Annotated in this window: 24 protein-coding genes and 3 pseudogenes; 14 read left to right on the forward strand and 13 right to left on the reverse strand. The window is 45.6% G+C overall.

Annotated elements, in window-relative coordinates; all coding sequences use genetic code 11:
- Nucleotides 1–236 precede the first annotated feature (236 nt).
- The 3 genes from QUA16_RS10895 (at nucleotide 237) to QUA16_RS10905 (ending at nucleotide 3,121) form a co-directional block, all read left to right on the forward strand.
- Nucleotides 237–674, forward strand: a complete 438-nt coding sequence (locus QUA16_RS10895) for a hypothetical protein (RefSeq protein WP_333181131.1) — start codon at nucleotides 237–239, stop codon at nucleotides 672–674.
- A gap of 333 nt (nucleotides 675–1,007) precedes the next feature.
- A complete protein-coding gene (locus tag QUA16_RS10900) occupies nucleotides 1,008–2,603 on the forward strand; it encodes a tetratricopeptide repeat protein (protein WP_333104553.1) in 1,596 nt (531 codons plus the stop codon).
- 134 nt (nucleotides 2,604–2,737) lie between these two features.
- Complete coding sequence (locus QUA16_RS10905) at nucleotides 2,738–3,121, forward strand: hypothetical protein (RefSeq protein WP_333104554.1); 384 nt, start codon at nucleotides 2,738–2,740, stop codon at nucleotides 3,119–3,121.
- A gap of 562 nt (nucleotides 3,122–3,683) precedes the next feature.
- Here QUA16_RS10905 and QUA16_RS10910 read toward each other — a convergent pair.
- Nucleotides 3,684–4,505: an alpha/beta hydrolase gene (locus QUA16_RS10910; protein ID WP_333104555.1), complete on the reverse strand. Its 822-nt coding sequence runs from the start codon at nucleotides 4,503–4,505 to the stop codon at nucleotides 3,684–3,686.
- Between the two features lie 135 nt (nucleotides 4,506–4,640).
- A complete protein-coding gene (locus QUA16_RS10915; protein ID WP_333104556.1) occupies nucleotides 4,641–5,366 on the reverse strand; it encodes a lysophospholipid acyltransferase family protein in 726 nt (241 codons plus the stop codon).
- A gap of 523 nt (nucleotides 5,367–5,889) precedes the next feature.
- Between QUA16_RS10915 and QUA16_RS10920 the strand changes: the two genes are divergently transcribed.
- From QUA16_RS10920 to QUA16_RS10940, 5 genes are all read left to right on the forward strand, one after another.
- Nucleotides 5,890–6,204 (forward strand): hypothetical protein, encoded by a 315-nt coding sequence (locus QUA16_RS10920; RefSeq protein WP_333104558.1) that lies wholly within the window; start codon nucleotides 5,890–5,892, stop codon nucleotides 6,202–6,204.
- A 129-nt stretch (nucleotides 6,205–6,333) separates the two neighbouring features.
- Entirely contained in the window at nucleotides 6,334–8,061 is a 1,728-nt protein-coding gene (locus tag QUA16_RS10925) for a succinate dehydrogenase/fumarate reductase flavoprotein subunit (protein WP_333104559.1), read from the forward strand.
- 253 nt (nucleotides 8,062–8,314) lie between these two features.
- A complete protein-coding gene (locus QUA16_RS10930) occupies nucleotides 8,315–8,887 on the forward strand; it encodes a hypothetical protein (RefSeq protein WP_333104560.1) in 573 nt (190 codons plus the stop codon).
- Nucleotides 8,888–9,057: 170 nt separating this feature from the next.
- On the forward strand, nucleotides 9,058–9,282 hold the full coding sequence (locus QUA16_RS10935) for a hypothetical protein (RefSeq protein ID WP_333104562.1): 225 nt from the start codon (nucleotides 9,058–9,060) through the stop codon (nucleotides 9,280–9,282).
- A complete protein-coding gene (locus tag QUA16_RS10940) occupies nucleotides 9,282–9,563 on the forward strand; it encodes a type II toxin-antitoxin system mRNA interferase toxin, RelE/StbE family (RefSeq protein WP_333104563.1) in 282 nt (93 codons plus the stop codon). Before QUA16_RS10935 ends, QUA16_RS10940 begins: the two co-directional genes overlap by 1 nt.
- Nucleotides 9,564–9,600: 37 nt before the next feature.
- Here QUA16_RS10940 and QUA16_RS10945 read toward each other — a convergent pair whose 3' ends face one another.
- Nucleotides 9,601–10,350 carry a Uma2 family endonuclease gene (locus QUA16_RS10945; protein WP_445252176.1) on the reverse strand — a complete coding sequence of 250 codons (750 nt, stop codon included), beginning with the start codon at nucleotides 10,348–10,350 and terminating at the stop codon, nucleotides 9,601–9,603.
- Nucleotides 10,351–10,421: 71 nt separating this feature from the next.
- On the opposite strand from QUA16_RS10945, the gene QUA16_RS10950 reads away from it, so the two are divergent.
- Nucleotides 10,422–11,145, forward strand: a protein-coding gene (locus tag QUA16_RS10950) for an IS1 family transposase (RefSeq protein ID WP_333181132.1) whose coding sequence is annotated in 2 segments (ribosomal slippage) — nucleotides 10,422–10,601 and nucleotides 10,603–11,145 — 723 coding nt in all. Because the reading frame shifts where the segments join, the coding sequence is not laid out codon by codon here.
- A gap of 60 nt (nucleotides 11,146–11,205) precedes the next feature.
- Here the strand turns inward: QUA16_RS10950 and QUA16_RS10955 are convergent.
- From QUA16_RS10955 to QUA16_RS10965, 3 genes and pseudogenes are all read right to left on the reverse strand, one after another.
- Nucleotides 11,206–11,349 (reverse strand): annotated as a pseudogene (locus QUA16_RS10955) (Uma2 family endonuclease); the annotation flags it as partial.
- Nucleotides 11,350–11,613: 264 nt separating this feature from the next.
- Nucleotides 11,614–12,522, reverse strand: a complete 909-nt coding sequence (locus QUA16_RS10960; RefSeq protein WP_333108199.1) for a tetratricopeptide repeat protein — start codon at nucleotides 12,520–12,522, stop codon at nucleotides 11,614–11,616.
- 190 nt (nucleotides 12,523–12,712) lie between these two features.
- Entirely contained in the window at nucleotides 12,713–13,927 is a 1,215-nt protein-coding gene (locus QUA16_RS10965) for a transposase (protein WP_333108200.1), read from the reverse strand.
- A gap of 549 nt (nucleotides 13,928–14,476) precedes the next feature.
- Here QUA16_RS10965 and QUA16_RS10970 point away from each other — a divergent pair.
- The gene (locus QUA16_RS10970) at nucleotides 14,477–15,724 is read left to right on the forward strand and encodes a hypothetical protein (RefSeq protein WP_333108201.1); all 1,248 of its coding nucleotides are present in this window, start codon (nucleotides 14,477–14,479) and stop codon (nucleotides 15,722–15,724) included.
- 223 nt (nucleotides 15,725–15,947) lie between these two features.
- On the opposite strand, the gene QUA16_RS10975 is transcribed toward QUA16_RS10970, so the two are convergent.
- The gene (locus QUA16_RS10975; protein ID WP_333108202.1) at nucleotides 15,948–17,123 is read right to left on the reverse strand and encodes a homocysteine biosynthesis protein; all 1,176 of its coding nucleotides are present in this window, start codon (nucleotides 17,121–17,123) and stop codon (nucleotides 15,948–15,950) included.
- Between the two features lie 308 nt (nucleotides 17,124–17,431).
- Here QUA16_RS10975 and QUA16_RS10980 point away from each other — a divergent pair, with 308 nt between their 5' ends.
- Nucleotides 17,432–17,626 (forward strand): Uma2 family endonuclease, encoded by a 195-nt coding sequence (locus tag QUA16_RS10980; protein ID WP_445252223.1) that lies wholly within the window; start codon nucleotides 17,432–17,434, stop codon nucleotides 17,624–17,626.
- A 119-nt stretch (nucleotides 17,627–17,745) separates the two neighbouring features.
- A pseudogene (locus tag QUA16_RS10985) lies at nucleotides 17,746–18,117 on the forward strand (Uma2 family endonuclease); the annotation flags it as partial.
- 369 nt (nucleotides 18,118–18,486) lie between these two features.
- On the opposite strand, the gene QUA16_RS10990 reads toward QUA16_RS10985, so the two are convergent.
- A complete protein-coding gene (locus QUA16_RS10990) occupies nucleotides 18,487–19,764 on the reverse strand; it encodes a transposase (RefSeq protein ID WP_333108203.1) in 1,278 nt (425 codons plus the stop codon).
- A gap of 79 nt (nucleotides 19,765–19,843) precedes the next feature.
- Here QUA16_RS10990 and tnpA point away from each other — a divergent pair.
- Nucleotides 19,844–20,250: pseudogene (tnpA, locus tag QUA16_RS10995) on the forward strand (IS200/IS605 family transposase).
- Nucleotides 20,251–20,369: 119 nt separating this feature from the next.
- Here tnpA and QUA16_RS11000 read toward each other — a convergent pair.
- From QUA16_RS11000 to QUA16_RS11010, 3 genes are all read right to left on the reverse strand, one after another.
- Nucleotides 20,370–21,542 (reverse strand): AI-2E family transporter, encoded by a 1,173-nt coding sequence (locus QUA16_RS11000; RefSeq protein WP_333108204.1) that lies wholly within the window; start codon nucleotides 21,540–21,542, stop codon nucleotides 20,370–20,372.
- Nucleotides 21,543–21,722: 180 nt separating this feature from the next.
- On the reverse strand, nucleotides 21,723–22,340 hold the full coding sequence (locus tag QUA16_RS11005) for a Uma2 family endonuclease (RefSeq protein WP_333108205.1): 618 nt from the start codon (nucleotides 22,338–22,340) through the stop codon (nucleotides 21,723–21,725).
- A 105-nt stretch (nucleotides 22,341–22,445) separates the two neighbouring features.
- On the reverse strand, nucleotides 22,446–22,634 hold the full coding sequence (locus QUA16_RS11010; protein WP_333108206.1) for a hypothetical protein: 189 nt from the start codon (nucleotides 22,632–22,634) through the stop codon (nucleotides 22,446–22,448).
- A gap of 141 nt (nucleotides 22,635–22,775) precedes the next feature.
- On the opposite strand from QUA16_RS11010, the gene QUA16_RS11015 reads away from it, so the two are divergent.
- The gene (locus tag QUA16_RS11015; protein ID WP_333108207.1) at nucleotides 22,776–23,357 is read left to right on the forward strand and encodes a Uma2 family endonuclease; all 582 of its coding nucleotides are present in this window, start codon (nucleotides 22,776–22,778) and stop codon (nucleotides 23,355–23,357) included.
- 11 nt (nucleotides 23,358–23,368) lie between these two features.
- Here QUA16_RS11015 and QUA16_RS11020 read toward each other — a convergent pair whose 3' ends face one another.
- Complete coding sequence (locus tag QUA16_RS11020; protein WP_333108208.1) at nucleotides 23,369–23,578, reverse strand: hypothetical protein; 210 nt, start codon at nucleotides 23,576–23,578, stop codon at nucleotides 23,369–23,371.
- 23 nt (nucleotides 23,579–23,601) lie between these two features.
- A partial coding sequence (locus QUA16_RS11025; RefSeq protein ID WP_333181133.1) for a hypothetical protein occupies nucleotides 23,602–23,795 on the reverse strand: 194 nt, incomplete at its 5' end.

Here is a 23,795-nt window from a genome sequence, read left to right on the forward strand (position 1 = left end):
TAAGGGGGAGTTAGAGGGGGTTTATCCCGCCTGTGGGGAAGTTGAGAGGATATTACAGCGGCTCAAAGGTAAGAGGAGCAAGGGTTATAGGGGTTGAGGGGGGATTTTTGGGGAGAAAATTTGCTCGTAACTCGAAAAATTCCCAAATTGGGGTGGGAAAACGTCTAACTAATAAATAAGCGGTCAGATAAAACCGCTTAGAGTCCAGGCCTTAGTTACATCCTTCTTAACAAAAAATGAGTACATCCCGCAAAATCCAGATCGCACTCGTGGCAAGTCTCCTGTGGTCATCTACATCCATAAGCAGTTTTGCTGCTACCAACTCGATTACCTCTGAAAAGTTTCAGTCAGACACGGTAAAACTTCCTGTGGAAAGTATTCCATCTAGGCAGTTAAATTTAACACCAGATACTTATTTAATTGCTGGTGAGTTCAGGAATATGATGAGTAAAGTACCTGGGGGATATGCCACGTTCAAATCATTTGACGAGATATGGAAGAATCCAGCAGACAGGAAGACAAGATTATTTGATTACTGCAACACTCAAAAAGTGTTATCAGTTAAGCTATGTTTTAGAATGCTAACAATTTGGGCAGACGATACAGGGGAATCTGCCAACCGTAAGGACTCCGATGAGCTAAACAATATATTTGATGAAGCCAGAAAAATGTAAAGGTAAAATAATCCATAATGCGTGAGAGTGAAATCTCTTTGACTTTGGGGACATTACCAACTTAGTGCTGCTCCATTTCAGTGTTCAAAAAATTGAAGAAAAAGCGATCTTGCCCACTCGACGAAGGGCGCGATCGCTTTTTTTCGCAGTGCGTAGGCAACGCCCGTCGTAGATATCGCTTTTTGTTTACGAGAGAGCCATTGATTGACGCGATTACATTAATTTTTCTTAATAATAATTAATCTTTTTGGGCTTGTTCAGTTTGAGTAACTAAGACATAATCTGATCAACGTAAGTTATTCTATTTCCCCTTATATATAGCCAGTCTAAATTATGTCTGGACACTTTGCCACATCATTGGTGCAGTTCTGCCAATCTTCTGGGCTAGAGATGAATGTTCACTTTTTCTTAGAAGAAAAGCCAACTAGACAAGAGCAGAAATTGAACACTTTAAGTAAGTATGTTCAGAAATATCCCCAAGGATGGAAAAAAAGGTTAGAACTAGCTAATTTGCTTTACCAGATGGGAGACTGGCAACAAGCGGTTGCCGAATATCATCAAGTGATTGAGCGACAAGCGCAATTAATGGGTGTGCGGCTGCAACTAGGGAAACTATTGCAGCTAATGAAACGAGAAAAAGAGGCAATAGAAGTCTATGAAAAAGCCTTGTCGTGTTACGAAAACGAAGCGACTCAGCATCATATCAAGGGATTGATTGCAGTTTGTCGGGGTGAGAGTGACAAAGCAATTATTGCCTTTAATTTAGCAACTCATTTAGAACCTGAAAAAGTCGTTCACCGGCTCGCTTTGATACAGGTGTATCAGCAGATAGAAAATCATCTAGGCGTGCTCAGTGCTGTGGAGCAAATTTTGGCAATCAACCCAGATGATGTTGTGGCGTTGATTTACAGCCAAGATGCGAATCTGGCGGTGGGGGATATGAGCGCCGCAACAGAGCAGTTGAGCAAGCTTATAGCTCTATTTCCGAATGATTTTAGGGTACTGCAACGACAAATTGAGCAACGTCTTCAGATGAGATTAGTTTCTGGTGAAGAGGGGAAACTGACGAAAAAGATGATTACCTCTTTACTCCTACAAACTCCTCATGGGGCTGAGGCTCACAATTCTCTGGGCTATTATCACATCTTCCGAGGCGATTGGCGGCAAGGTGTGGAGGTGTTAGCAGAGTTTACCGCCCAACACCCCAATCATCCTTATGGTTGGTATTACTATGGCCGGTGCTTATACGACACGGGAGACTATCAAAAAGCAGCACAGATGATGGCGAATGCTTATCAACTGTATCCCCATAATTGTGCAATTTATCAGGTCTTGTGTGAAATTTTACCGGCTGCCAAACGCTGGGAAGAATTGCGTTTTGTGGTAGAACAGATGCTGAAACGATTTCCTGAACGTTGGAGTGTTTGGGCGACTGCGGGGCGGGTGTTGGTGGAACACTTCAAAGAGATTGAACGAGGATGTAGTGTTTCTGAGCAGGGCACAAAACTTCAGCCGCAGTTAGTTGATGCTTGGTTTCGTCATGGGCGGGTGTTGGCTTTGGCGCTTAAACATCAAGAAGCGGTGGAGGCGTTGGAGAAAGGATGGAAGTTGTTACCAGCGGGAATTTCTCTGCAATTCGTACCGACGGCGCTGTGGCTGGCGGAGAGTTACCAGGTGCTGGGGGATGTTGGGGCTAGTCAGCGCTGGTGGAAAGTTGCCGGTGAGGGATGTCAGGAATTGAGCGCGTTTAACCCGGCTATGGCTGACTACTGGTTAGGGAGAACTTTGGTGGGGTTGAAAGATCGGTTGGGGGCGATACAGGCTTATGAAAGTGCTTTGAGTCAGCAGTTGTTGTATCCAGCGCGTGGGGAGGTTGAGAAAAGTTTGCTGCGGTTGAAGGGTAAGAAGGGGAAGGGTTCTAGGAGTTGAGAGTGGATTTTTGGAGAGAAAATAATGCTCGTAACTCGAAAAATTCCCAAATTGGGGTTGGGAAACGTCTAATAAAGTAGTGGGAAGAAAAAACCACTAATCAAGGTAAATTTCAACAAACAAGGTACTGTCCTATGAGCATTGTCAAAAAATTACCAGCGGTTTTAATCGCTGCGGTTGGAATCTCTTTTAGTTTCGCCGGTACAGCCTTAGCAGAAACGATTTTATTAGGAGAGAAGACTCTCGGTTCTCAAGAGACATTGAACTTAATGCCAAAAGATATGAGGGATATAACGCTTTGCTTCCAGACAACTGATAACTTAGTGGGTAACCTAAAATTGCTTTATCTCACCGACAGGGTGGGCGGAATAGACGTAAAAATAGAAGATTTACAGGCTAGCCCTAAAGAACAATGTATATCCAAAAGAATGGGTATATATCCGGTAAAGGTAATAAATATGCAAAGAAACAGGCCTGAGTTTAGTCGATCGGTTCGTGTACGTGCGACGCAAGAATAAAGAATTACATCAGGAAGCGCACATCTAAAGGCCTAGGCTTGAAAAAGTCAGAATCGGACCAGACTAAGTATGTTTCACGAGTAGTAAAGCAGGGTGGATTTATTGTCAGAGGATAAGTAGGTAGGCGCAAATAAACCTTGCTGTGTAACCGAATGTAAAGCGGCTAGAACCTTAAGCGAATTGCGACGTTTAACGAACAATGACATACTTATGTATTTTCCCACTCATCTACTTAAATGTATCCTAGTATTTGCGATCGGGTGAGACCCTATCGCAAATACTATCCTAACTCGGTATATCGCTAATGAACTTAATTGAAGCTATTATTGCAGTTCATGACCATCGACATCCAAGAGGTATTAAGTAGGTAGGCGCAAAGAAACCTCGCTAGGTAACGGAATGTAAATCTGCCCGAGCCATTGCGATTGCTTCGTTTCACTTCGTTTCATGCAGCTATGACATACTTATGTATTTTCCCACTCATCTAATTAATTGCTAATTGCTGATGCCGATAAGATTGTTTTTCGGAGATGCCCCATGCCCAATGCCCCATGCCCAATGACTAATGACTATTGACTAATGACAGATTTTCTTCGGATTTTGTCAAAAAATTGCGAGCTTGCATAATCCCATAAAGGTTAACATCTGTTTCTAACAAACAAGCATGACCGCTGTTAGCCAGCAGCACCATTTCAGCTTTGGGAATTACCTTGACTAAAAGCTTCGCTTCTACTAAAGAAGGCAGCAGCCGATCGGCACCGCTAGCAATTACTAGCGTCGGCTGTTTGATCCCGCGCAACTGATTTTCGTCAACATTAAACGATCGCACTAACGCCAATCTCCACACAGACGTGTTTTGCGGTACCGCTTGCATCGCTTCTAGCAAAGCGCGGCGATCGTCGCGCCCAATCTTTCCTAACGATGCTAATATCGGCAATAAACCGATTACCGACAGCGGATAAAGGTTGGCCGGCAGCCACTGAGTCAGATAGGACCCCCACTGCACCCAAGGCTGCTGTCGAAACGAAGAAGCTGGATTGACTAATATTAATCGATCGCACAATTGAGGAGCTTCTAAAACAGTTTTCATCGCTAAACAGCCCCCAAATGACTCGCCGCACAGATAAACAGGCCGCTTCGGCTTTCCGGCTTGCTTTTCAGCTTCAATTAAGGCAATTGTTTCGCTAACCAGTACCTCCCAACTAGCCATGTCGTCAGCCGGTACAGTTAAGCAGCGAATGTCGAAATCATTTGCTAATTTAGAAATTTGCGGCCGCAGCAGCAAACCGCTGCCATCCATACCGGGCAGAAATACAAATAAAGGGCGATCGGGTTTCGGCGGTTTGGGGGTTAGGAAACGAACCTTGTTGTTAGCATTTGCCATGATTCAAGTCAATCGATTTTAGATTTTAGATTTTAGATTTTAGATTGGAAATCTGATACCAGCCCACAGTCAACAGTCAACAGTCAACAGTCAACAGTCAACAATCAACAGCCAACAGTCAACAAACTTACAAACTTACAAACAACCTCGTTGGAGTAATTCTGCAATTTCTCCCTGACAGTGGTTCGTGAGTTCAGCAACAACAGCTTTGGCTTTTTTGCCTTGATATTGCTGCTGTCTCTCGACAGTAATCCAGTAAGGCCGGCCGATTAAAACATTAACTCGCTGATAAATTATCACAGGATGCCACCCAGATCGATCGAACAGCGGTTCCGAAGGATCAAACAAACTCAACAACTTGAGCGGTACACCCGATCGTACTGAGTGTTCCTCAAAAGAGCTAATGGCCACCGGCAAAACTGCCAAATCCCGCACCGGTGCTCGCAAAGCCAAATGAGCAAATCCCCGCTGAAACTTCCCCACAGTATTCGGCCCAGTCAGCTTCACCATCGGTTCTGCACCCTCTGGAAACACCCCCACCATCTCCCCGCCTTGCAGTAGCGCTGTCGCTTGAGAGAAAAAATGCTGCTGTCGGTGTTCCGGTGCTTCCAAGGGGAAAGCGCCGAAAGTCGTGACAATTTCTCTCATCACCGGAACTTGACCCATGTAATGATGACAAGCAAAGCGGATCGATCGACCCAAAGCCGCCGTCAGCAGCACAGGATCTAAGAAACTGCGGTGATTGCTCACCACCAGAACCGGACTCTCTTGGGGAATCCGGTCTTCGCGGTACATAAACATCTGCGTTCCTAAACCAGCCAGGAAACAGCGCGAAATCAGCAATTTGCTCTCTGAAGACATGGGCGAAAAGACAGGTGCGACGCTATAAAGGTTGATTCCATTTCCACGCAGCTTAACATTTCTTTACCAAGTCGGGGCTCCCTCAAAAAGTAGACTTTCCCCTTGTGCCTTTGTTTCGTAAGCTGTTGGACATTTAAACTGTGAACTAAAATTTGATAAAGTTCTTGTGGGGAGTAGGGGTTGGGCCAGAAAGCCCGCACAAAAAATACGATTTAGATTCAGAACAGCTTAGTCCTGGACGCAGGGGTTGCCAGAAACCGGGTTTTTTGCGAAAAGACGCGTTACAGCCCGCCAAAACAGTAAAAAACCCGGTTTCTTTGTCGGAGTGCGTAAGTCTTGTTTCGGCCAAATTTCCCAGTCAGAAACAAAAATTCATAAAGTGTTGTTGCAAACTTCTATAAAAATGTTTAAAACAGCCCTAAAACCAGGTTGCGGCAGCTAAACTTAGAAATTTACAGTGGCCATTGACACACTGTCAAAGTATTTTTGGACAAGTCGTAATAGCAATCTCGCGAGGCATCAAATGAATAACATCCAAAACTATCGCCTTAAATGTACGCTCACCTTTGGCGACATTTACGGTCAAATCATTGTTTGGCTGATAGTCATCTTCCTAAGTCTAGCGTCGGCACTCGCCTTGTGGAGTAGCGCCCGCCAAATCTTCGCCTTGGCTACCGTCGGCTTGATTTTAGTGCTGTCTCTGCCCTTCTTGCTGTTTGCTTTCGTTACAACTCTGCTAAATAACATTGAAGTGCTTGCTGTAGAACCCGGTACGGAAACTCAACCTTCTGCAACGGGAAATCAGTCCACTCAGCAGCCTATCGAAAGCGCCGGCTAGTCCAATGTGAAATTTTAACTTTTGATTTCCCATTCAAATCAAAAGTTAAAAAACTTCCTGCTCTTTTGGTGGGAAGTTTTTTTTTGCGTCACGATAAGTTGAGCAGAACACTCAAAATAATTCAAAAAGATGCTAGAACACGACGTAATCATTGTAGGCGGCGGTTTAGCAGGTTGCCGCGCCGCAGTAGAAATTGCTCGGACTGACCCCAGTTTAAAGGTAGCTGTCGTCGCCAAAACTCACCCGATTCGATCGCACTCCGTCGCAGCCCAAGGCGGCATGGCCTCCAGCCTCCAAAATGTCGATCCCGAAGACAGTTGGAAAGCCCACGCCTTCGACACAGTAAAAGGTTCAGACTATTTAGCCGATCAAGACGCGGTAGAAATCCTCACCCGCGAAGCCCCCGGTGTAGTCATAGATTTAGAACACATGGGAGTCCTCTTCTCCCGCCTCCCAGACGGCAGAATTGCCCAGCGCGCTTTTGGCGGACATTCCCACCGCCGCACCTGCTACGCCGCCGACAAAACCGGTCACGCCATCCTCCACGAATTAGTCAACAATCTGCGCCGCTGCGGAGTTCACATCTATCAGGAGTGGTATGTTACGCGCCTGATTTTGGAAGAAGGCCAAGCCAAGGGGGTAGTTATGTACCGCCTTCTAGACGGTCAAATTGAGGTCGTGCGCGCTAAGGCGGTGATGTTTGCTACGGGGGGTTACGGCCGAGTTTACAATACCACGTCGAACGATTACGCATCGACGGGAGACGGTTTGGCGATGACGGCTTTAGCTGGATTGCCGCTGGAAGATATGGAGTTTGTGCAGTTTCACCCGACTGGTTTGTATCCCGTGGGAGTGTTGATTTCCGAGGCTGTGCGGGGCGAAGGTGCTTATTTGATTAATTCAGAGGGCGATCGATTTATGGCCAATTATGCCCCGTCGCGGATGGAATTAGCGCCTAGGGATATCACCTCGCGGTCAATTTCCATAGAAATTCGCGCCGGCCGAGGGATTAATGTTGATGGTAGTGCCGGCGGCCCCTTTATCTACCTCGATTTGCGGCACATGGGACGCGAAAAAATTATGAGCAAAATTCCTTTTGCTTGGGAAGAAGCCCACCGTTTGTTAGGAATTGATGCCGTAAATCAGCCGATGCCCGTGCGCCCTACTGTTCACTATTCAATGGGGGGAATTCCTACTAATGTTAGCGGGCAAGTTCGCAGCAGTCCTGACAGTTTGGTAGACGGTTTCTTTGCCGCCGGCGAAGCAGCTTGCGTGTCCGTTCACGGCGCAAACCGTTTGGGCAGCAATTCGCTTTTGGAATGCGTCGTTTATGGCAAAGTTACTGGCGCAACTATAGCACAATTTGTACAAAATCGCAAGTTGCCGACAGTAGACGAACAGCGTTATATTATGGAAGCAAAAGAGCAAATTCAGGCACTTGTAGAGCGTCCCGGAAAATACCGCATCAATCAAATCCGGCAGCAGTATCAAGATACTATGACTGAGTATTGTGGTGTATTTCGTAGCGCCGAATTGATGCAGGAAGGTTTAAAGAAATTGGAGGATTTAGAGCGACAATATGAGGAGGTTTACTTAGACGATAAAGGCAAGTTGTGGAATACGGAAATTGTGGAAGCTTTGGAGTTGCGGAGTTTGATTATTGTCGGTAAAATGATTTTAACTTCTGCTTTGAACCGACAGGAAAGTCGGGGAGCTCATTCGCGGGAAGATTTTACTGAGCGCGATGATGGAAATTTTTTGAAGCATACGCTGGCGTATTATTCGCCTGCGGGGATTGATTTGGCTTATATGCCGGTGGCAATTACGATGTTCGAGCCACAGGAGAGGAAGTATTAATTTGTAGGTGTGCAGTTCGCACCTTACTAATTGACAACTACAGGTTCGCCAAGCAGAGATATGCTCAACCATATTTTGCTAGCTGTCAAAGCCGAACGTTTTTCAAACAGTCCTGGACGCACTCGGACAAAAGAAACCGGGTTTTTTACCCAATCTGCAGGCTGCAACGCGTCTTTTTGTAGAAAAACCCGGTTTCTGGGCCCCCTGCGTCCTCTCAGAAATAAAAATTGCAACCAATACCAGAGGTAAGCAAGTGAATAGAGAAAATGCTGACATCAGAAAAAACACCGTAAGGGAAGTTTGTGAAAAAAAATTAGTAGAGCTTTTGGAGGTAAGCGACGACTTTGGAAAATTCATGCCCAAGCATAGAATCGGTTATGTAAGGCTGACATGGAACTGGAAAAATATGACTCTTTTACCTCCAGAAATAGTCAGACCTTCTCAGAATTTACCTAAAAATATTCTGGATACTTTTGAACGTCACCTTTGGTATTCTAGACATAGCATCAGCGATATTTATCTGGTCAAGGTTCCTGTTGAAAGTCGAGATGCTTTTTTCTTTGCGTTTCAGGGGCACTGTCACGATGGCTGGGATAACAGTTGTCGGTTATTTGAGGTATTGGATGAACAAGGCGAGTCTCTCGGCTCTGGTGACGTTTGCGATCGCAGAGGAGATGTAATTCCTAAAACGTACATTAATTGGACGGATCGACAGCTAGATGGTCGAGACTACTACACGGAAGCACCTCCCTGGGAGGGAGATCCGCCGCCAGAAGATTATTCTTATCAACACGATGGACAACCTATCTGGTGGTCAGAAAAGTAAACACAATCTACTGAGTTTGCTGTTTATTCAACTCTGGGAGATGACTGCAAACTTCGCAGTGTTATACTGCTTTTATCGTATGATTCCAAACAAGTAAAAACTGGTAGCATAGGATAAATCTTGCTAAAACCATAAAAAATCTCGTAGTTCTAAACAGTTAAAAATAACATATGAGTAAAACGACACAGACATCTCAATTCCAGCAAGCTCTTGAAGCTGTAGAAGTTTTATCATTAGAAGATCAAGCCATGCTTCTAGATATTATTCAGAATCGCCTGCGACAACAGCGACGAAATGAATTACTCAATGAAGTGGCAGAAGTTCGTCAAGAGTATGCTGAGGGCAATGTTAAATTTGGTTCGGTAGCCGATTTTATGGCGGAGTTGGATGATTGATGAAAATTGGTTGGACTCCCAAATCTATTCGTACTTTCAAAAAGTTAGTTCGTAAAAATCCTCAGCTTCGCCTTTTAATTGAAGCTACGCTAGAACTTTTGTCTGAAGACTGTTTTCATCCCAGCTTGCGAACTCACAAACTGACAGGAGATTTATCGGGTATCTGGTCGTGTTCAATAGATTATGATTATCGGATTTTATTTGAGTTTGTGACCGATCCAGAAGATGAGGAGGAAGCTATTTTATTGCTCAAAATGGGTTCTCATGATGAAGTCTATTAAGACCGATCGCCCTTTTCCCCAATTCTCTCTCACTATCTCACTCTCCTGCATTCTCCGTTACTTCTTCGACGGATAAACTTAACGCCTGCGCCACTTGTTCGGCACTCAAACCCATTCCCAACAACCGGGGAATTGCATCCCTTCTTGCCTGAAATTCAGCTTGTCGTGACTGTTCTGCACTCTCGGCTCGCAATCTTTCTTGTTCGGCTCTTTCCCGTTGTTGCTCCCCTCGCAATCTCTCTAATTCTGCTCTTTCATCGCCAATCAACAGCAAATTACCTTCCTCGTCCCACCAACGCAGCCAAAGCATACTTTGATTTTGATAACTGCCTTGCCAAAGCCCCAATTCTACGCCTAAAGATGCAATGGGAAAATGACCGCGCTGATTGAGTTCTAACAGTTGATAATACCCCTCCATCAACCGATAAACTTCTAATCGACCGCTGTTAATTTCATAGATGCCGTAATAGGGAATTCGCATCACCTGTTCGTACACCCAAAACTTTCCCGGTTGAGTGACTACCCCTTCATCGGTGCGAGATAAAGGAGTACGATCGCGCTCTTCATCACCGTTCCCGCTGGCAAATTCCAAAGCAATTAACGGTGCTATGTGTTCCCGCCACAGCACGTAGGAACGCCGAATTTGACCGTCTAAATTAGGAGGTACATTGGGAACATAAAACCAATCGGGAGCTTCTGCACCTTTTTCCGGCGGCTCGGTTTCTCGCCAGTAAATGCCGCAGTCTTGGCCGATCGCATATTGTCCGTCAGGATGCCGTTCCTGCAAAATTTGGTAGTGCCCTGAAGGAAAGGATCGAGTAAGTTACTATTAGAGAGAAGTGTTTATCATAGTGTGATATGACAGTAGAGATTCCCCATTGTCCTAATTGTGGCTCAAAAGAAGTTAGTCGGAACGGTCAAACGCGGCATGGCAAACAAAACTATAAATGTCGAGAATGTGGTCGTCAATTTGTTTTAAATCCGGCATGGAAACCTATTACAAAAGAACAAAGGGAGTTAATGTCACGGATGCAAATGCGAACGTATTTCTCAGGCGGGGATTGCTCGGGTACTTCAAGTGTCAGAAGATACAGTGCAGCGATACGTTAATAGCCAAGCGGCTGCTGTTAAGAAGCAAGTGGAGGTGACTCCCAAGGAAAAAAAGCGCTTGAGTGTTCAGATGGATGAGTTATGGTCATTCGTTGATAGTAAAGGAAATCAGCAGTGGGTCTGGCTGGCATTGGATGCCCAGACTAGGGAAATTGTTGGTGTACATATTGGAGATCGTAGCGCAGTATCGGCTCAAGCTTTATGGAATTCAATGCCACCAGTGTACCGTCAATGTGCAGTAATTTATACCGATCATTGGAGTGCTTATGATTCTGTATTGCCCAGTAAACGTCATCTGAGTGTAGATAAAGATAGTGGTTTGACTAGCTATATCGAGCGCTTTAATTGTACTATTCGACAACGAGTATCTCGACTGGTAAGAAAGAGCTTAGGCTTCTCTAAAAAATTAGAAAATCATATTGCTGCTATTTGGCAGTTTGTGCATCATTACAATGCTAATTTACAACTCTAAATGCCTACTTTTCTTTGAATTCAGTTTTATTATCTCGATCCTTTCTTTCAGGGGACTACCCAAAATTAGTCCGATCGAATCAGTTAAAATTAAACTTTGCGGATGCTCCTGAAAATTTTCAACAACAGTACCGTCTGACTCTGGTAATTGAGTGTGGTCTGGAAAAGCAGGAGGTAGAACAACGCGGTCAACGCTTTGGGTCATAATTCCCTCCGAGGTCTTACCTAATTGGTAATTAGTAATTGGTAATCGGTAACAGCACGCTGGGCGTGAGGGCTTAGAAACCCGGTTTCGACCTGTATCTGTCGTCGTTCAACCAAGATTTATCGTAGAAACCGGGTTTCTTTTCCTAAGTCCTGCGTAATTAGGAAAAAAGCCAGTAATTTTGAGTTTAAATTATTAAGTTAAAAACTTAATAATTTTTCACTGAAAAGTCAAAACTCAAAACTCTTTTACTTAAAACTTTCCTTAAGGTTTCGGTAGCGCACCTTCAGGACTAGGAGAAGCAGCCGGCTTGGGAGTCGCCGCAGCCGCCGGAGAAGGCGAAGGAGTGCCACTAGCTAACTGATTAATTTGGTCTTTATAGTTAGGAGGAGCTAACTCAGTAGCTCGATCGAACAGCGTTTTTGCCTCATCTGTTTTGCCCTGCTCCTTAAATACGATCGCCTTTCCTAAAGTCGGGCGAAAATCTTTCGGATTAGCCTTAGCAGATTCGTCGTAAATGGCGATCGCCTCCTCGTAGCGCTTCTGCACAGCATAAACCTGTCCCAAAATCAACTGCACTGAAGTTACATCCACACTTTCCGGTTTCGCCTGATTTGCAGCCGGAGCAGCCTTCAGCGTATCTTGCAGCAGTCCGATCGCAGCTTCGGGCCGCTGCTGCACTAGCAACAAATTGACCAACCCCTGCAAAGCCTTAATTTCCCCAGGCTTAGACGCTAAAATTGCCCGGTAAGCTTGAGCAGCCCCTTCGCGATCGCCCGTGCGTTCCTTAGCCTGAGCCAGCAAAATCCCGTATTCAGTAGTCTCAGGATTCAGCGAAGCCAACTTTTCCAAAGGAGCGATCGCATCCTTAATGTCGCCCACTCCTTGCCCGATCAACTCCAGTCGCACCTGCAACAATCCCCGCAAAGCCGTTACGTTGTCAGGTTCTCGCTGCAAAACCAATTCGTATCCCCTAGCCTGAGCTTGCAGCAACTCTGATTGCTTATCCCCAGACTGCGCCGTCTGAGTAGGTGTTGGAGTTGACTGACTTTGCGCTTGGCTGGCCTTGAGAATACTGTCTAAAATTGGCACAAGGGAAAATCCCAAAAAAGCGATGAGCGACAGCACCACCACGACAGTAATCAACCCACGACGCTTGTTTGCTTTTTCCATAATTCAACTATCCCAGCTTAAATCTACTATTTTCTAAGAATTAACGCATCGCCCAGGGGCGTCTGCCATTTAGGTCGATCCATGCAACCATAAAAGTTCTTAACTTCAAAGTCCCAAGGGACAAAGCAGCCTTTTACTTGCAGCTAATATGTTGACACTCCCCACGCATACAATGCGGGGGATTCTTCTCTCACAGGCTCGACTCTAGACCGATATTACTATCGATCCCCGATAGAACGCCTCCAGAAGCAGTTTTACTCACGGGCTGCCCGACCGCAAGGATACCTCTGTCTCTAATTACTTGTGCTGCTGCTGTATCGCGATCAGTGGTGTACCCGCACGACTGACAACTATGGATTCTGACATCCAAGGTTTTCTTACCAGTATGGGTTCCACATTGGGGGCAAATTTGACTCGTATAGTTTTTATCAACACGAGCAAAATACACCCCGCGCTTCCAACACACATGAGACAGAATCGAGAAGAATTGACCATAGGCTGCATCGAGAGTATGTTTACCGAACATCCCCTTTGCCCAAGCCTTAAAATTGATATCCTCAACGAATATCATTCCTGCTTGGTCACATAATCGATGAGCTAATTTATAGTGCCAATCCTTTCTGGCATCACTGATTTTTTGATAAATTCTAGCAATCTTTTTCTGGAGATTAAGCCAATTATTAGACCCTTTTCTTTGATGCTTTAATCTTCGCTGCAGTGATTTCAACTCGCGGTGAAGTGCCTGAAAAAATCTCGGTCTGTTGACTAATTCTCCATCTGAAGTTGCGAGGTATTTGTCAAGCCCAATATCTACCCCTAATGGATGTCCTGACGGTGGGCGAGCGGGCAGGTTGACTGCTAACTGGTAGGTCAGCATGACAAAATATCCTGATGCCCTTTTAACTACTCTAATTTGCTTGAGTATAAAACCCTCTGGTGTGGGTCTAGACATTTTCATCCTTACCCACCCAATCTTAGGCAGGTTAACCTTTCCATTCTCCACTGCTGCATCCTTAACAGCCGGGAAAACAAACGAGCGCATCCGTTTTTTGAAGCGAGGAAACCCATGCCCTCTATCCCACATTGCCACAAAGGCCGACTCTAAAACCTTTAAAGTTTGCTGCAATACTTGCGAATGAGGGGTCTTTAATTCGGGACAATGCTTCTTAGCTTCTGCCAAACCTTTGCACTGACTAGCATAGGTTGGTCTAGGAGTATCCGGTGAGATAATATACTCACCAATTATCGAACAAGCATTAACAGAAGACTTACGAGAATTCACCCAATCTTTCCGTTCTCGCAAGGCATAGTTATAAACCTGACGACAAACAGACAACCAAATCTCAAATATTTGAACTTGAGATTTGGTTGGACGTAGTTTGTACTCGTGAGTTACTGTTAGCATGATATAATCATATCATGCTTTTAGAAATCAACCAGGATTTTTCTAAGACTGTAGGCGGCCGCATCCGCTGCCGAATTCATCCCCACGCCTGAAGTCGGGGGCTTTCCTCTCGTTTTCCGGTAACAGACCCACAACTCCATGCTAGCTAAACAATTTTGGACACTCAGACCCGCAGCCCCAAGGACTGCGGTGTCTGTCCAATTTAGTATGGTCAAGCTAAAAATTACCGAAAATATGGCGGATCAGGCCGTTAGGTAATTGGATTAAGTAAAATAGGCAAGCTGAATATCCTAAATGCTATTAGCCAGCAACTCCAGCTCAGCGCGATCGGCGATCGAGCGGTCAGCAACTCCCAAAGTCCTTGCTCGCAAGGATTTTAGCAGCCAGCGAACCGATCGGCACTCGTAGCGTTGAAAGTTGGCGTTGACGGGTCACAACCTGACCTCCGGGCGCAAGCCCGCCTGTCAGGTGCTAGTAGTTTTTAAAGCAGTTTCTTCAGTTTATTCCTAATTTCCCTTAAGGGATGTGTCTCCGCTGCAAGGAGTTTTTATGAACCCCTCTCCCAACCGGTCTTCCAAATCGTCCAAATCTACTTCAAATCGCAAGGCTCAGCCCAGCGAACAGGCCGTCAATCCGCCTAAAGATCCAGATTCCATTCCTGAGACACCAGACGAAAGTCCGGTGCCTTCGGCGTTGGCTGCACCTGTTGACCAAAATCAACCGGCAACGCCAACAGACGCCCCAGCGTCCAAGGATAAGCTGCAACGACCACGCTACAGTTCTGCCCTCGACAAGGACAAAACAAAGCCACAAGACCAGCCCAGCAATGCTCCTGCCCCCCCGGCGCCAGCAGCGTCTTCGACACCTGTCAGCGATCCGACAGCGCTAGCAGTCGCACCGCCCGCAAAGGCAGAGCCGGCTGCTAACGAAAGTCAGGCCGCTGAGGACATACCCTCCGTCATGCGCCAACATCCCATTCCCCCCCCCAGCGAACCCAGACAGTACCGAGCTGTTGGTTTGGTGCGGGGCCGCTACACGCCATCAGAAGAGCAATTCACCCGGGGTATGCTGATAGCTGCCGACGGAACTGCCATCGACGCAGTTTTGCTGGGTAGAGTTATGAGTTTAGTCAAAAATCACCTGGAGCTGGAACAAGAACACCTGTGGGTGGTCTATCCCCGCACCAGGCAAGAAGACGGCAACTTGCACGCCCAGATTATGGGGGTTTGGGAGCCGGAAACGCTCAAGAAACCTCCCGAACCTTCCTCTGATGAGGAAAGTCAGGAAGCAGCGGAGATTGAGGCTAGCGGCGAAGCATCGACCGCATCTTTGCCTCCCTCGGAACCTGATGTTGAAGATGGCTATTTTTCGATTAGAGGTGAGGTGATTTATCAATCCCAAGACGAAGAAAAGTATGTCATCGTCAAAATCAAGCAAGCTCCCCGCAAGAATGACGACAAGATGAAGTTTTTTAAGTTGAAACTCAAGGGAGATTTAGCTACAAAGGCGATCGGGTTTTTTTGGGATTTCCACGTCAAATTGAAAGCTGAGAGTCTGATGATTGAGCAGGCTAATAATATTGGTGCCCTGCCGATTAAAAAGCGGAAATTCCCCCCTGGCAGCAAGCCACCCGGTGGCTTCAAAAAAGGAGGGAAGCGTCCGTTTACTCCTAGACCCAGCGGTGACGGTGCTCCTGTAGGGCGTCCTACCATCAAATCCGCTGCAGCAGCACCACCGCCTGTCCCGAAGGAACCTCTTCCTAAGCCGGTTAAGAAGCCTAAGCCGATCGAGGAATGAACCAATTTTAGATTTTAGATTTTAGATTTTAGGTGAGTGCATCAGTTTCCCATGTGTGCAGTTTTTTACCAGAATTCTTCAATCGAAAATCTAGAATCCTGGACGCACTCGCGAGGATCAGAAACCGGGTTTCCTGACCAAAAATCTCAGCTTTCAGGGCTGGGCTAGCGACAAGAAACCCGGTTTATCAGACCTGGTGCGTCCACAAATAATCTAAGATCCTTTATTCGAGCCTCACTTGGGCGCCCCACAAATCTTGGGGGAGAAATACTCTGTCGGTGGGTAGGGGAGCAACTGGGGCCGTGAGGGTAAATTGACCCGCTTCAATTTGCTGCTTCAATTCCAATGCTACTTGCCGGGAGAGAAACATACTCGCAAGAGGGGCCGCCCGTACTGGTTTGCCCTCGATCAGGATGCGGCCAGTCTTTAATTGAGCATAGCTGACTAAACCGAAGGTGGGACGAACGCGCCGGGGGATAGAGAAATCTACCACCGGCGCTACTATTTTTTTGTCTGATACTGCACAGTGGGCGACGACGGTTTCGTTTAAGACTGGAAACGGGATGCCGACTCCCAGCATCAGGGATGGGCCGTAGTTTTTGAAGTAGCAGCCCCGCACCCATTTGGAGTTCATCTGTTTGGCGTCGCCGATGAGTGCGAGGGTGGCAGCGGGGCCGATGGGGGTGCGGTTGGGCTGGCGTTTTTGCAGCGGGAAGTGCTGGGTTCCTTCCCAGGTGATGTAGCCGGTGGCGCCTCCTAGGAAGATGCGGGTGCCGATGCCGATGATTTCGAGGTCGGGGTCGTTGAGCAGGGGAGACATGGCTCCAAGGTTCGAGTAGACGGCGTTGCCGAGGTTTGGTTGCAGGGGGCCGAGGTAGGTGAACAGTGGGCGATCGCCTCCATTGACGCCAACAATAAAGTTTTGATATGCGTTGCGGGGATTGAATAAATAAAACTGGTTGATTGTATCGCGGGTAATTGTGGTTTCAAAGGAGGCGCGGGGATAGCAGTCTGTTACTTGCCCCAAGGCTCGCAACTGCACGGGTTTGCCGGCTATTAAGTCTTCGATGACGTGTCCGCCGCCCCGTTCGCGGGATTCTTCGCCGTCTTCGGCTACTTGGGTTGCTCCCAGGTACAGGTCTACTGCCCCGAAGCCGGAGTAGGCTAAAACGCCGTCTAGCCAGCACTGGCGGATTTTTATCGGGGGGTCGGTATGGCCGAGGTTGATGATTGCACCGGAGGATTCCATCGGCTCGAAGGTGCCGGTGGTAATCACATCGACTTCTTTGGCTGCTTGGGTAATGCTGGTTTCTTGAACTCTTGTTTTGAGTTCTTCGATTGTCCAGACTGTGGCTTTGCCCTGGCTGATTTTATCGTTGATTTCGTCGATCGATCTCATATATTTTAGATTTTAGATTTGGGATTTTAGATTTTGAATTGATTGATTTTGGAGTGATTTTGATTTTGGATTGATTTTAGATTGATGGATTGTCGATCGAGCTGGTTGTTTGAGATAAAAGCAATATATTATAACTGAGATGTTGCACCATTCTCAATAAGCCTTTTGTGAACAGGCTTTCCGGCCTGTTTCACAGGAAAATTCACTCTTCGTGGAACAGGCATCTTGCCTGTTCTTGATAATGAGGCAAGATGTAAATTATAACGGATACAATAACAATATCATAAATCAAATAAAGGGCGATCGCCATGACTCAAGCGATATTAAAACCAGTCACCTTCGATGAATTTATTGACTGGTATCATGAAAATTCTGAAAACCGTTACGAACTGCACAATGGAGCTATTGTTGAGATGCCTAAAGCAACCGGAGAACATTCAGAAGTAGCGGGCTTCCTTGTCGCTGAACTCAACTTTGAAATCCGACGACTAGGACTTCATTAGGATCGTCAATTAAATAATTTCCCTTTTTTCTTGTGGGATGGGCGTCCCGCCCGCCCAGAAAGGACGGGCGGGACGCCCATCCCACAACAAACAGGAAAAGTGGATTTTATTTAATTCTCATTCCTTACTTCGTTCCCAAAGAATGCGTTGTCCAGGCTGATAACGAGCTATCTGGTTACGAACCGGATGCGATCGTTTTGGACAGACAAGGGACGGACAGCGAACCGAGATGGAAAAAGGAATCTATCATTACAATGGGTAGTTCTGTCCGGCTAATTGTCGAAGTTGTCAGTACCAATTGGCGGGAGGATTATGGCTACAAATTGGTTGACTACGAAGCTTTGGGCATTTCTGAATACTGGATTGCGGACTATTTGGGACTTGGTGGCAGACGCTATATTGGCAATCCGAAACAACCTACTTTTTTTGTTTACCATTTGGTTGACGGTGAGTATGAAGTCAGTCAATCGATTTTATATTTTAGATTTTAGATTTTAGATTTTAGATTTTAGATTGACCCCACGGATAAATGCGGGGGTTTGAGGATTTTCGATTTTAGATTTTGGATTGATTCCACGGATAAATCACGTGGCGGGTACCATCAAGAAATTCTTGGTCTGTTTCGGGGGAGTGATAGGGTTGTGTCACCCACATTTGGGCAGTTGAATTTGACGGTTAAACAGATTTTTAGCGCCACAGAGATGCGGTATAAAATGCGAGGCTTGAAGATTGTTATTTAAGGGCATTCGTACCACAATTTTCCTAAACTTGTAGTGAAGACTTCTGGCCTCTAACTGGGATTGACACTCAAGCGGGCTAAAGCCACTGAGATTCTGCTGACAGAATAACTCTAGTTATTACTAAAGTCTAATTCTCGCTACGGTGGCCAAACACCGTCTACCCAGTCGGTCAAGTTTTACACCTAACTTACTGGCTACTTTTCTTAGAATATTGCCCGCGCCATTCAGATCCGCGTTAATTATAGTTCCATTAGCAGAGCGATACAATCCACGTTTAATTCGCTTTCCAGATGCTTTCCATCCAAGCGGTTTTTCACCATACCTGGGTAGGGAGTCTCCATCAAGAAAGCTAGCTTTAGAGCTGTATGCTTCTTCTGTTTCAGTGAACTTAATGCCGTGTAAATTACAAAGTTGCTTTAAGCGATCTTTCAGTTTTCCTAATGGCATCTGAACAAACTTTTGATTGTTCAGTTGGCCCATATCAACATTGGACTTAAACCCTTGGTTCCATCCAATCACTAGATTACCGATACCGTGTTTCAAACAATGGTCAATAATTAACTTTGCCGCTTTGCTGACACCATCGCGCATCTGGTGATTGCGCTTGCGGGTTACGCGGTCTAACCAACTGTCCCAATAACCCGTGGGCTTTCCTTCTTTTCTAGTCGCTACTTTCTTATTCCAAAGTTGATTCATCGCCTTCATGGCGCGAGCATCAACCAAGAAAGAATTTCCAAGCGTGTCAACACAAGCTGCTAAGTTGTCAGCCGTCCCCAAGTCAATTGATAGAGCTTGATTGTAATCCAAATCATGTTGTTTACATTCTACTTCGTAAGACATTTCTAAATAGAAAGCGCCATTCTTAGGGAGAATCGTGAACTCTTTAACCTTTGTGTAGTCAATATTTGACGGCATAGGTAGAAAGAATTCAGAAACCCCAAACCAGCGCCGTACTGTTAAGCCCAGGGAAAATCTCAACTGGTCGCCGACAAACGCTGGCTTTAATCCACCAGAATTTGGGTAGGCGACTTTAAACAATTTAGAGCCTGTTAAATAGCTCGGAGGCTTGGGTCTAAAGTGCAATTGACCTTTGCTATACAAAGCTTTTAACTCTTTGAAGCTTTTGAACGCCTCCGTAACCGACATCAAAGTTTGTTGCATAGGCGTTGAAGGCAGCGACTTAGCAACCATCGACTTTGCGATTGACGGTTCAAAAGATAAATCAAATTTTCCAGTCAACACTTTTCCTGTTTTGAACAGTGTTTGACGAGCGAAGTAAACAGCACTATTGTACAGCTTGCCGGATTGCCGACAAAGATATTGTAATACGGCTTCAATTTCTTTGGTAGGAGACAACAATACTTGCTGCACTCCCATTGTTTTTTTGACTTTAGTCACCTCTTTTTCCCGAAATTTAGTTGATTTATTTAGTTTAGGTGAGTATAGTGGATAAGTCAATCCATAACAACAAAACTTTATGTTGCCACTTCCTGAGTACCAGACTCACAACCACGTCAAATTCCTACTTAATTACCATTTTGTGTTTATCCCAAACGCCGGAAAAAAGTTCTGGTTGGCAGTGTAGCAACTAAGCTGCGTGAAATATTTTTAGCACTTTCAATCGAGAAAGGTTGGGATATTTTAGCTCTGGAAGTAGCGCCAGATCACGTACACTTATTTGTAGCGGTTAAGCCGATGGATACTCCTGCGTTAGTTGTCAAGGCATTCAAGGGACGTTCTAGTCATAATTTAAGGGCTGAATTTCCAGAATTAAAAAAGCTGCCGTCCTTGTGGACGAGCAGCTATTTTGTTAGTACCGCAGGCAATATTAGTAGTGAAGTTGTTAGGAAATACATCGAAGATCCGCATCACTCTGCTAATTAAGAAAGACACGGGGACTGAAGTCCCCCGAGTCGCTTCCCACGAGCGGGCTGAAGCCACTGAGTTTCCCGCATCCCGTATTAATTCTTATGAATAAGAAATGAAGTCATGACAAACCTTAACTATTGATTTTCAGGAGCGTCATTTTCTACATTATCTTGGATGTGGGGTTTGTGTTCTGGCAACTTTTCGGGTCGGCTTTCGGCGACTTCTATAGATTCATATTCTTCATGGATAGCAGAATCGATTGCTGCTAAGGTTTTAGGGCTGGCACTCCACTGGTTTAGAATATCTTTAATTAGGGCTTCCCTAATCCAAACTTGAGCTACAACGGTGAGGGGGAGAGCTAGCAGTAAGCCTAAAAATCCAAAGAAGGTGGCGAAGAATACTTGAGCTATTAATGTTACTGCTGGCAGCAGTGATACTTGCTGTGCCATGACGTAGGGGGTGAGGAGGTTGCTTTCAAATTGTTGAATTAGAAAGTAAAGAATCAGCACAAAACCGGATTTTAAGGGAGAGTCTAAAAGTGCGATCGTCATTGGGGGAATGACGCTCAAACCAGGCCCGATATTGGGTATTAGGTTCAGCAAGCCGGCTAAAACAGCGTGAGCTAGAGCTAGGGGAACCTGCAATACTGACAAACCAATTAAACTCAGAAAAGTGATAACACTCATGCTAATTAAAGCACCGATTACCCATCTACCGAGAGCTATTTCGCATTCATCTAAGATGCCATCGACTCGTCGCCGATAGAAAGAGGGAAATAGTTGGAGGAATGCTTTGCGGTAAGAGAGAGGTTCTGCTAATGTCATCAATGTCAAAACTATGACGAGCAAAAAGCTGAGAATAACGCCTAATGTGTTGCCGACAAAGGCTCCTGCACCGCCGACGAGTTGGTTAAATAGGGGTTGCAGTTGTTGGATAATATCGTTAATATCTAGATTCGGCAGTCGCTGACCAATTTGTCCTGAAAAGCGAGCCTCAAATTGATCTATCCACTGATTTAATCTTTCTATTCCTTGAGGTGCTCTTTGGGTAAGTTGTTGAAACTGTTGGGTAAAGGGCGGTACAATTATCAGGAATAAGCCTACGAATACGAGGATTAGGAAGCTAACTGATAAGAGTACGGCGATCGATCTTTTGAGTCCGAATTTTTGTAAATACCGTGCTAGCCTGTTTAAGGCGGTGGCTAAGACGACGGCGGCAAACAGCAGCAGTAGGGCCTGCCTGATTTGCCACAGGATGTAACAAGATGTGATGAGGGCTAATAAGCCCATCCACTGTCCTAGCTTCATTAGATTTTAGATTTTAGATTTTAGATTTTAGATTGAGAAATAGGGTATGGGGCATTACTGCTTGCTAATTGCTCTGCTCCCCAGAAGCGATGAATCGCCTTTATATCAAGATACAGCAGATGCGCGCGATCGCATCTTTAATCGGATACCCCTACTCGGACATTAGCATAAGCAGCCTCCTCATTTCCCTTTGGCGAACACCTGCTGCGCTGTCAGCTTCAATTCTGGGAAAGTTGGGGACTCAATACCCTCGCATCCTCTGAACAGTTTGACTTGGTATTCCCCGTCAATTAGTTGGTAAACCGAAAAAGTAGGTTGTTTTGGATTGCCGATAAACCGTCTGCCGCCCAATCCTAGATAGTCTATAATCCAATATTCTTGAATACCCATTGATTCGTATGCTTCTAGCTTACGAGCATAATCATCTTCCCAATTAGTGCTAGTTACCTCGACGATTAGGGGGACTGATGAACCCATTGTGATAATTGATGATTTTTCCCATCGTGGCTCGTTTCCAATGGTTTGTTCGTTAAGTACAATAATATCTGGTTCATATCCCGATTCCTCGCGCATGGGTTTGATGACGGATTCTTTGGGGATGAAGTAGGGCAAATTGAGGCGCTCAATCTCTATTCCGACTTTCAGTGCGGTAAAACCGGCCACTTTAGAATGTTTGCCTGTTGCTTTTGGCTTTTCAACAATTTCTCCATTGTGTAGTTCGTAGCGGTTTTCAGAATTTTCAGGATACCAGTCAATGAATTCATCGAATGTTACTAATTCAGGTATGATTTGAATCATGGTGAGTGCCTCAACTTTGGTTTTGATAAGCTGTACGGGGAATTAAGATTTGGGCAAAAACACAGTCTTTAGACCAAGTAGCGATCGCACTTTTTGATTGCGCCTCTACTGCTGCTGTTGGCGCGATCGCCAGCCGAGGATAGCAGCTAAGATGATACTGGGGGTAAAGACGGCGATTAGGGCGTTGAAGTCGGTAGAGGGGATGGATAAGCTAGGCCCTGCGTACTTGATGGCTAGGGAAAGGGCAGCGGATAGGGTGAATACTTTGATGATGGGGCTGATGTTGGCGTTCATGGACGTGGTAGTTCGTTCTATAATTAGGCATTGAGACTATTATCGCAAGTATTGTGTTGCGGCTGCGATCGCGCCTTAGAGTTTTTAACAGGAAAGAGGCGATGAATGTTGTTTTAAACCCAGAAATTGATTGAGGTTCCCATGATGACACAGACACTTTTACAGCCCCTAGACCAACGGTTCATTCATTCCGGGATTAGCTGGCAACAGTTCAAGCTAATTGAACAGGGGTTTTCTGACTCCCCTGGCATCAGGTTGTTTTATTACAAAGGAGAGGTAGAAATCTTGGCAGTTTCCGAAGACCACGAAGCGATTAGTCGCACCCTCACTATTCTTTTGGCTCTTTACTTTGACATCAAAAATATTGAATTTAAACCTACAGGAAGCCGGACTATAGAAATAGAAGGCGAAGCTTCAGCACAAGCTGACGAATCATATCTTATTGGTAGGTCAACTGGAACCCCTCCCGACTTATCTGTAGAGGTTATCTTCACTAGCGGTACTGTCAAAAAATTGCAGCGCTATCGAGTATTGGGAGTTTCTGAAGTCTGGTTTTGGGAGGATGGTGTACTGGCTATGTATCGCTTGGGTTCTGAGGGTTATGAAAAAATTTCTTCAAGTGTGGTTTTGCCAGATTTAGATATTAATTTACTGTGTCGCTGCTTGCTGATGGCTTCGAGTGTGGAAGCGATGAGGGAGTTTAGGAGGGGAATTTCTGGTTAGGGCGATCGCACCTATTTTTTTATGCTCAACTTAATTTGAGTAGGTTGGCGCGATCGCCAGCCGAGGATCGCAGCTAGGATGATACTGGGGGTAAAGACGGCGATTAGGGCGTTGAGGTCGGTAGAGGGTATGGATAAGCTAGGCCCTGCGTACTTGATGGCGAGGGAAAGGGCGGCGGATAGGGTGAATACTTTGAGGATGGGGCTGATGTTGGTGTTCATGGAGGTGGTAGTTGGTTGTATAATTAGGCATTGAGACTATTATCGCAAGTTTGTGCTAAGCCCGGAAGTAATAGAAGATTAGGAGAGGGGCAGGATTGAGAGCAAAGTACCAAACCTTTGTTTTTTTGCCAGATAGTCGATTTTAACTGACATCTTGCAGCAATATCAATAAGAGGATTTTTCGTGGGGTCGGGCGGGTTTATAGAACCTATTTGCA

Origin of the sequence: Microcoleus sp. S13_C3 (assembly GCF_036700905.1) — a bacterium.
GTDB lineage: Bacteria > Cyanobacteriota > Cyanobacteriia > Cyanobacteriales > Microcoleaceae > Microcoleus.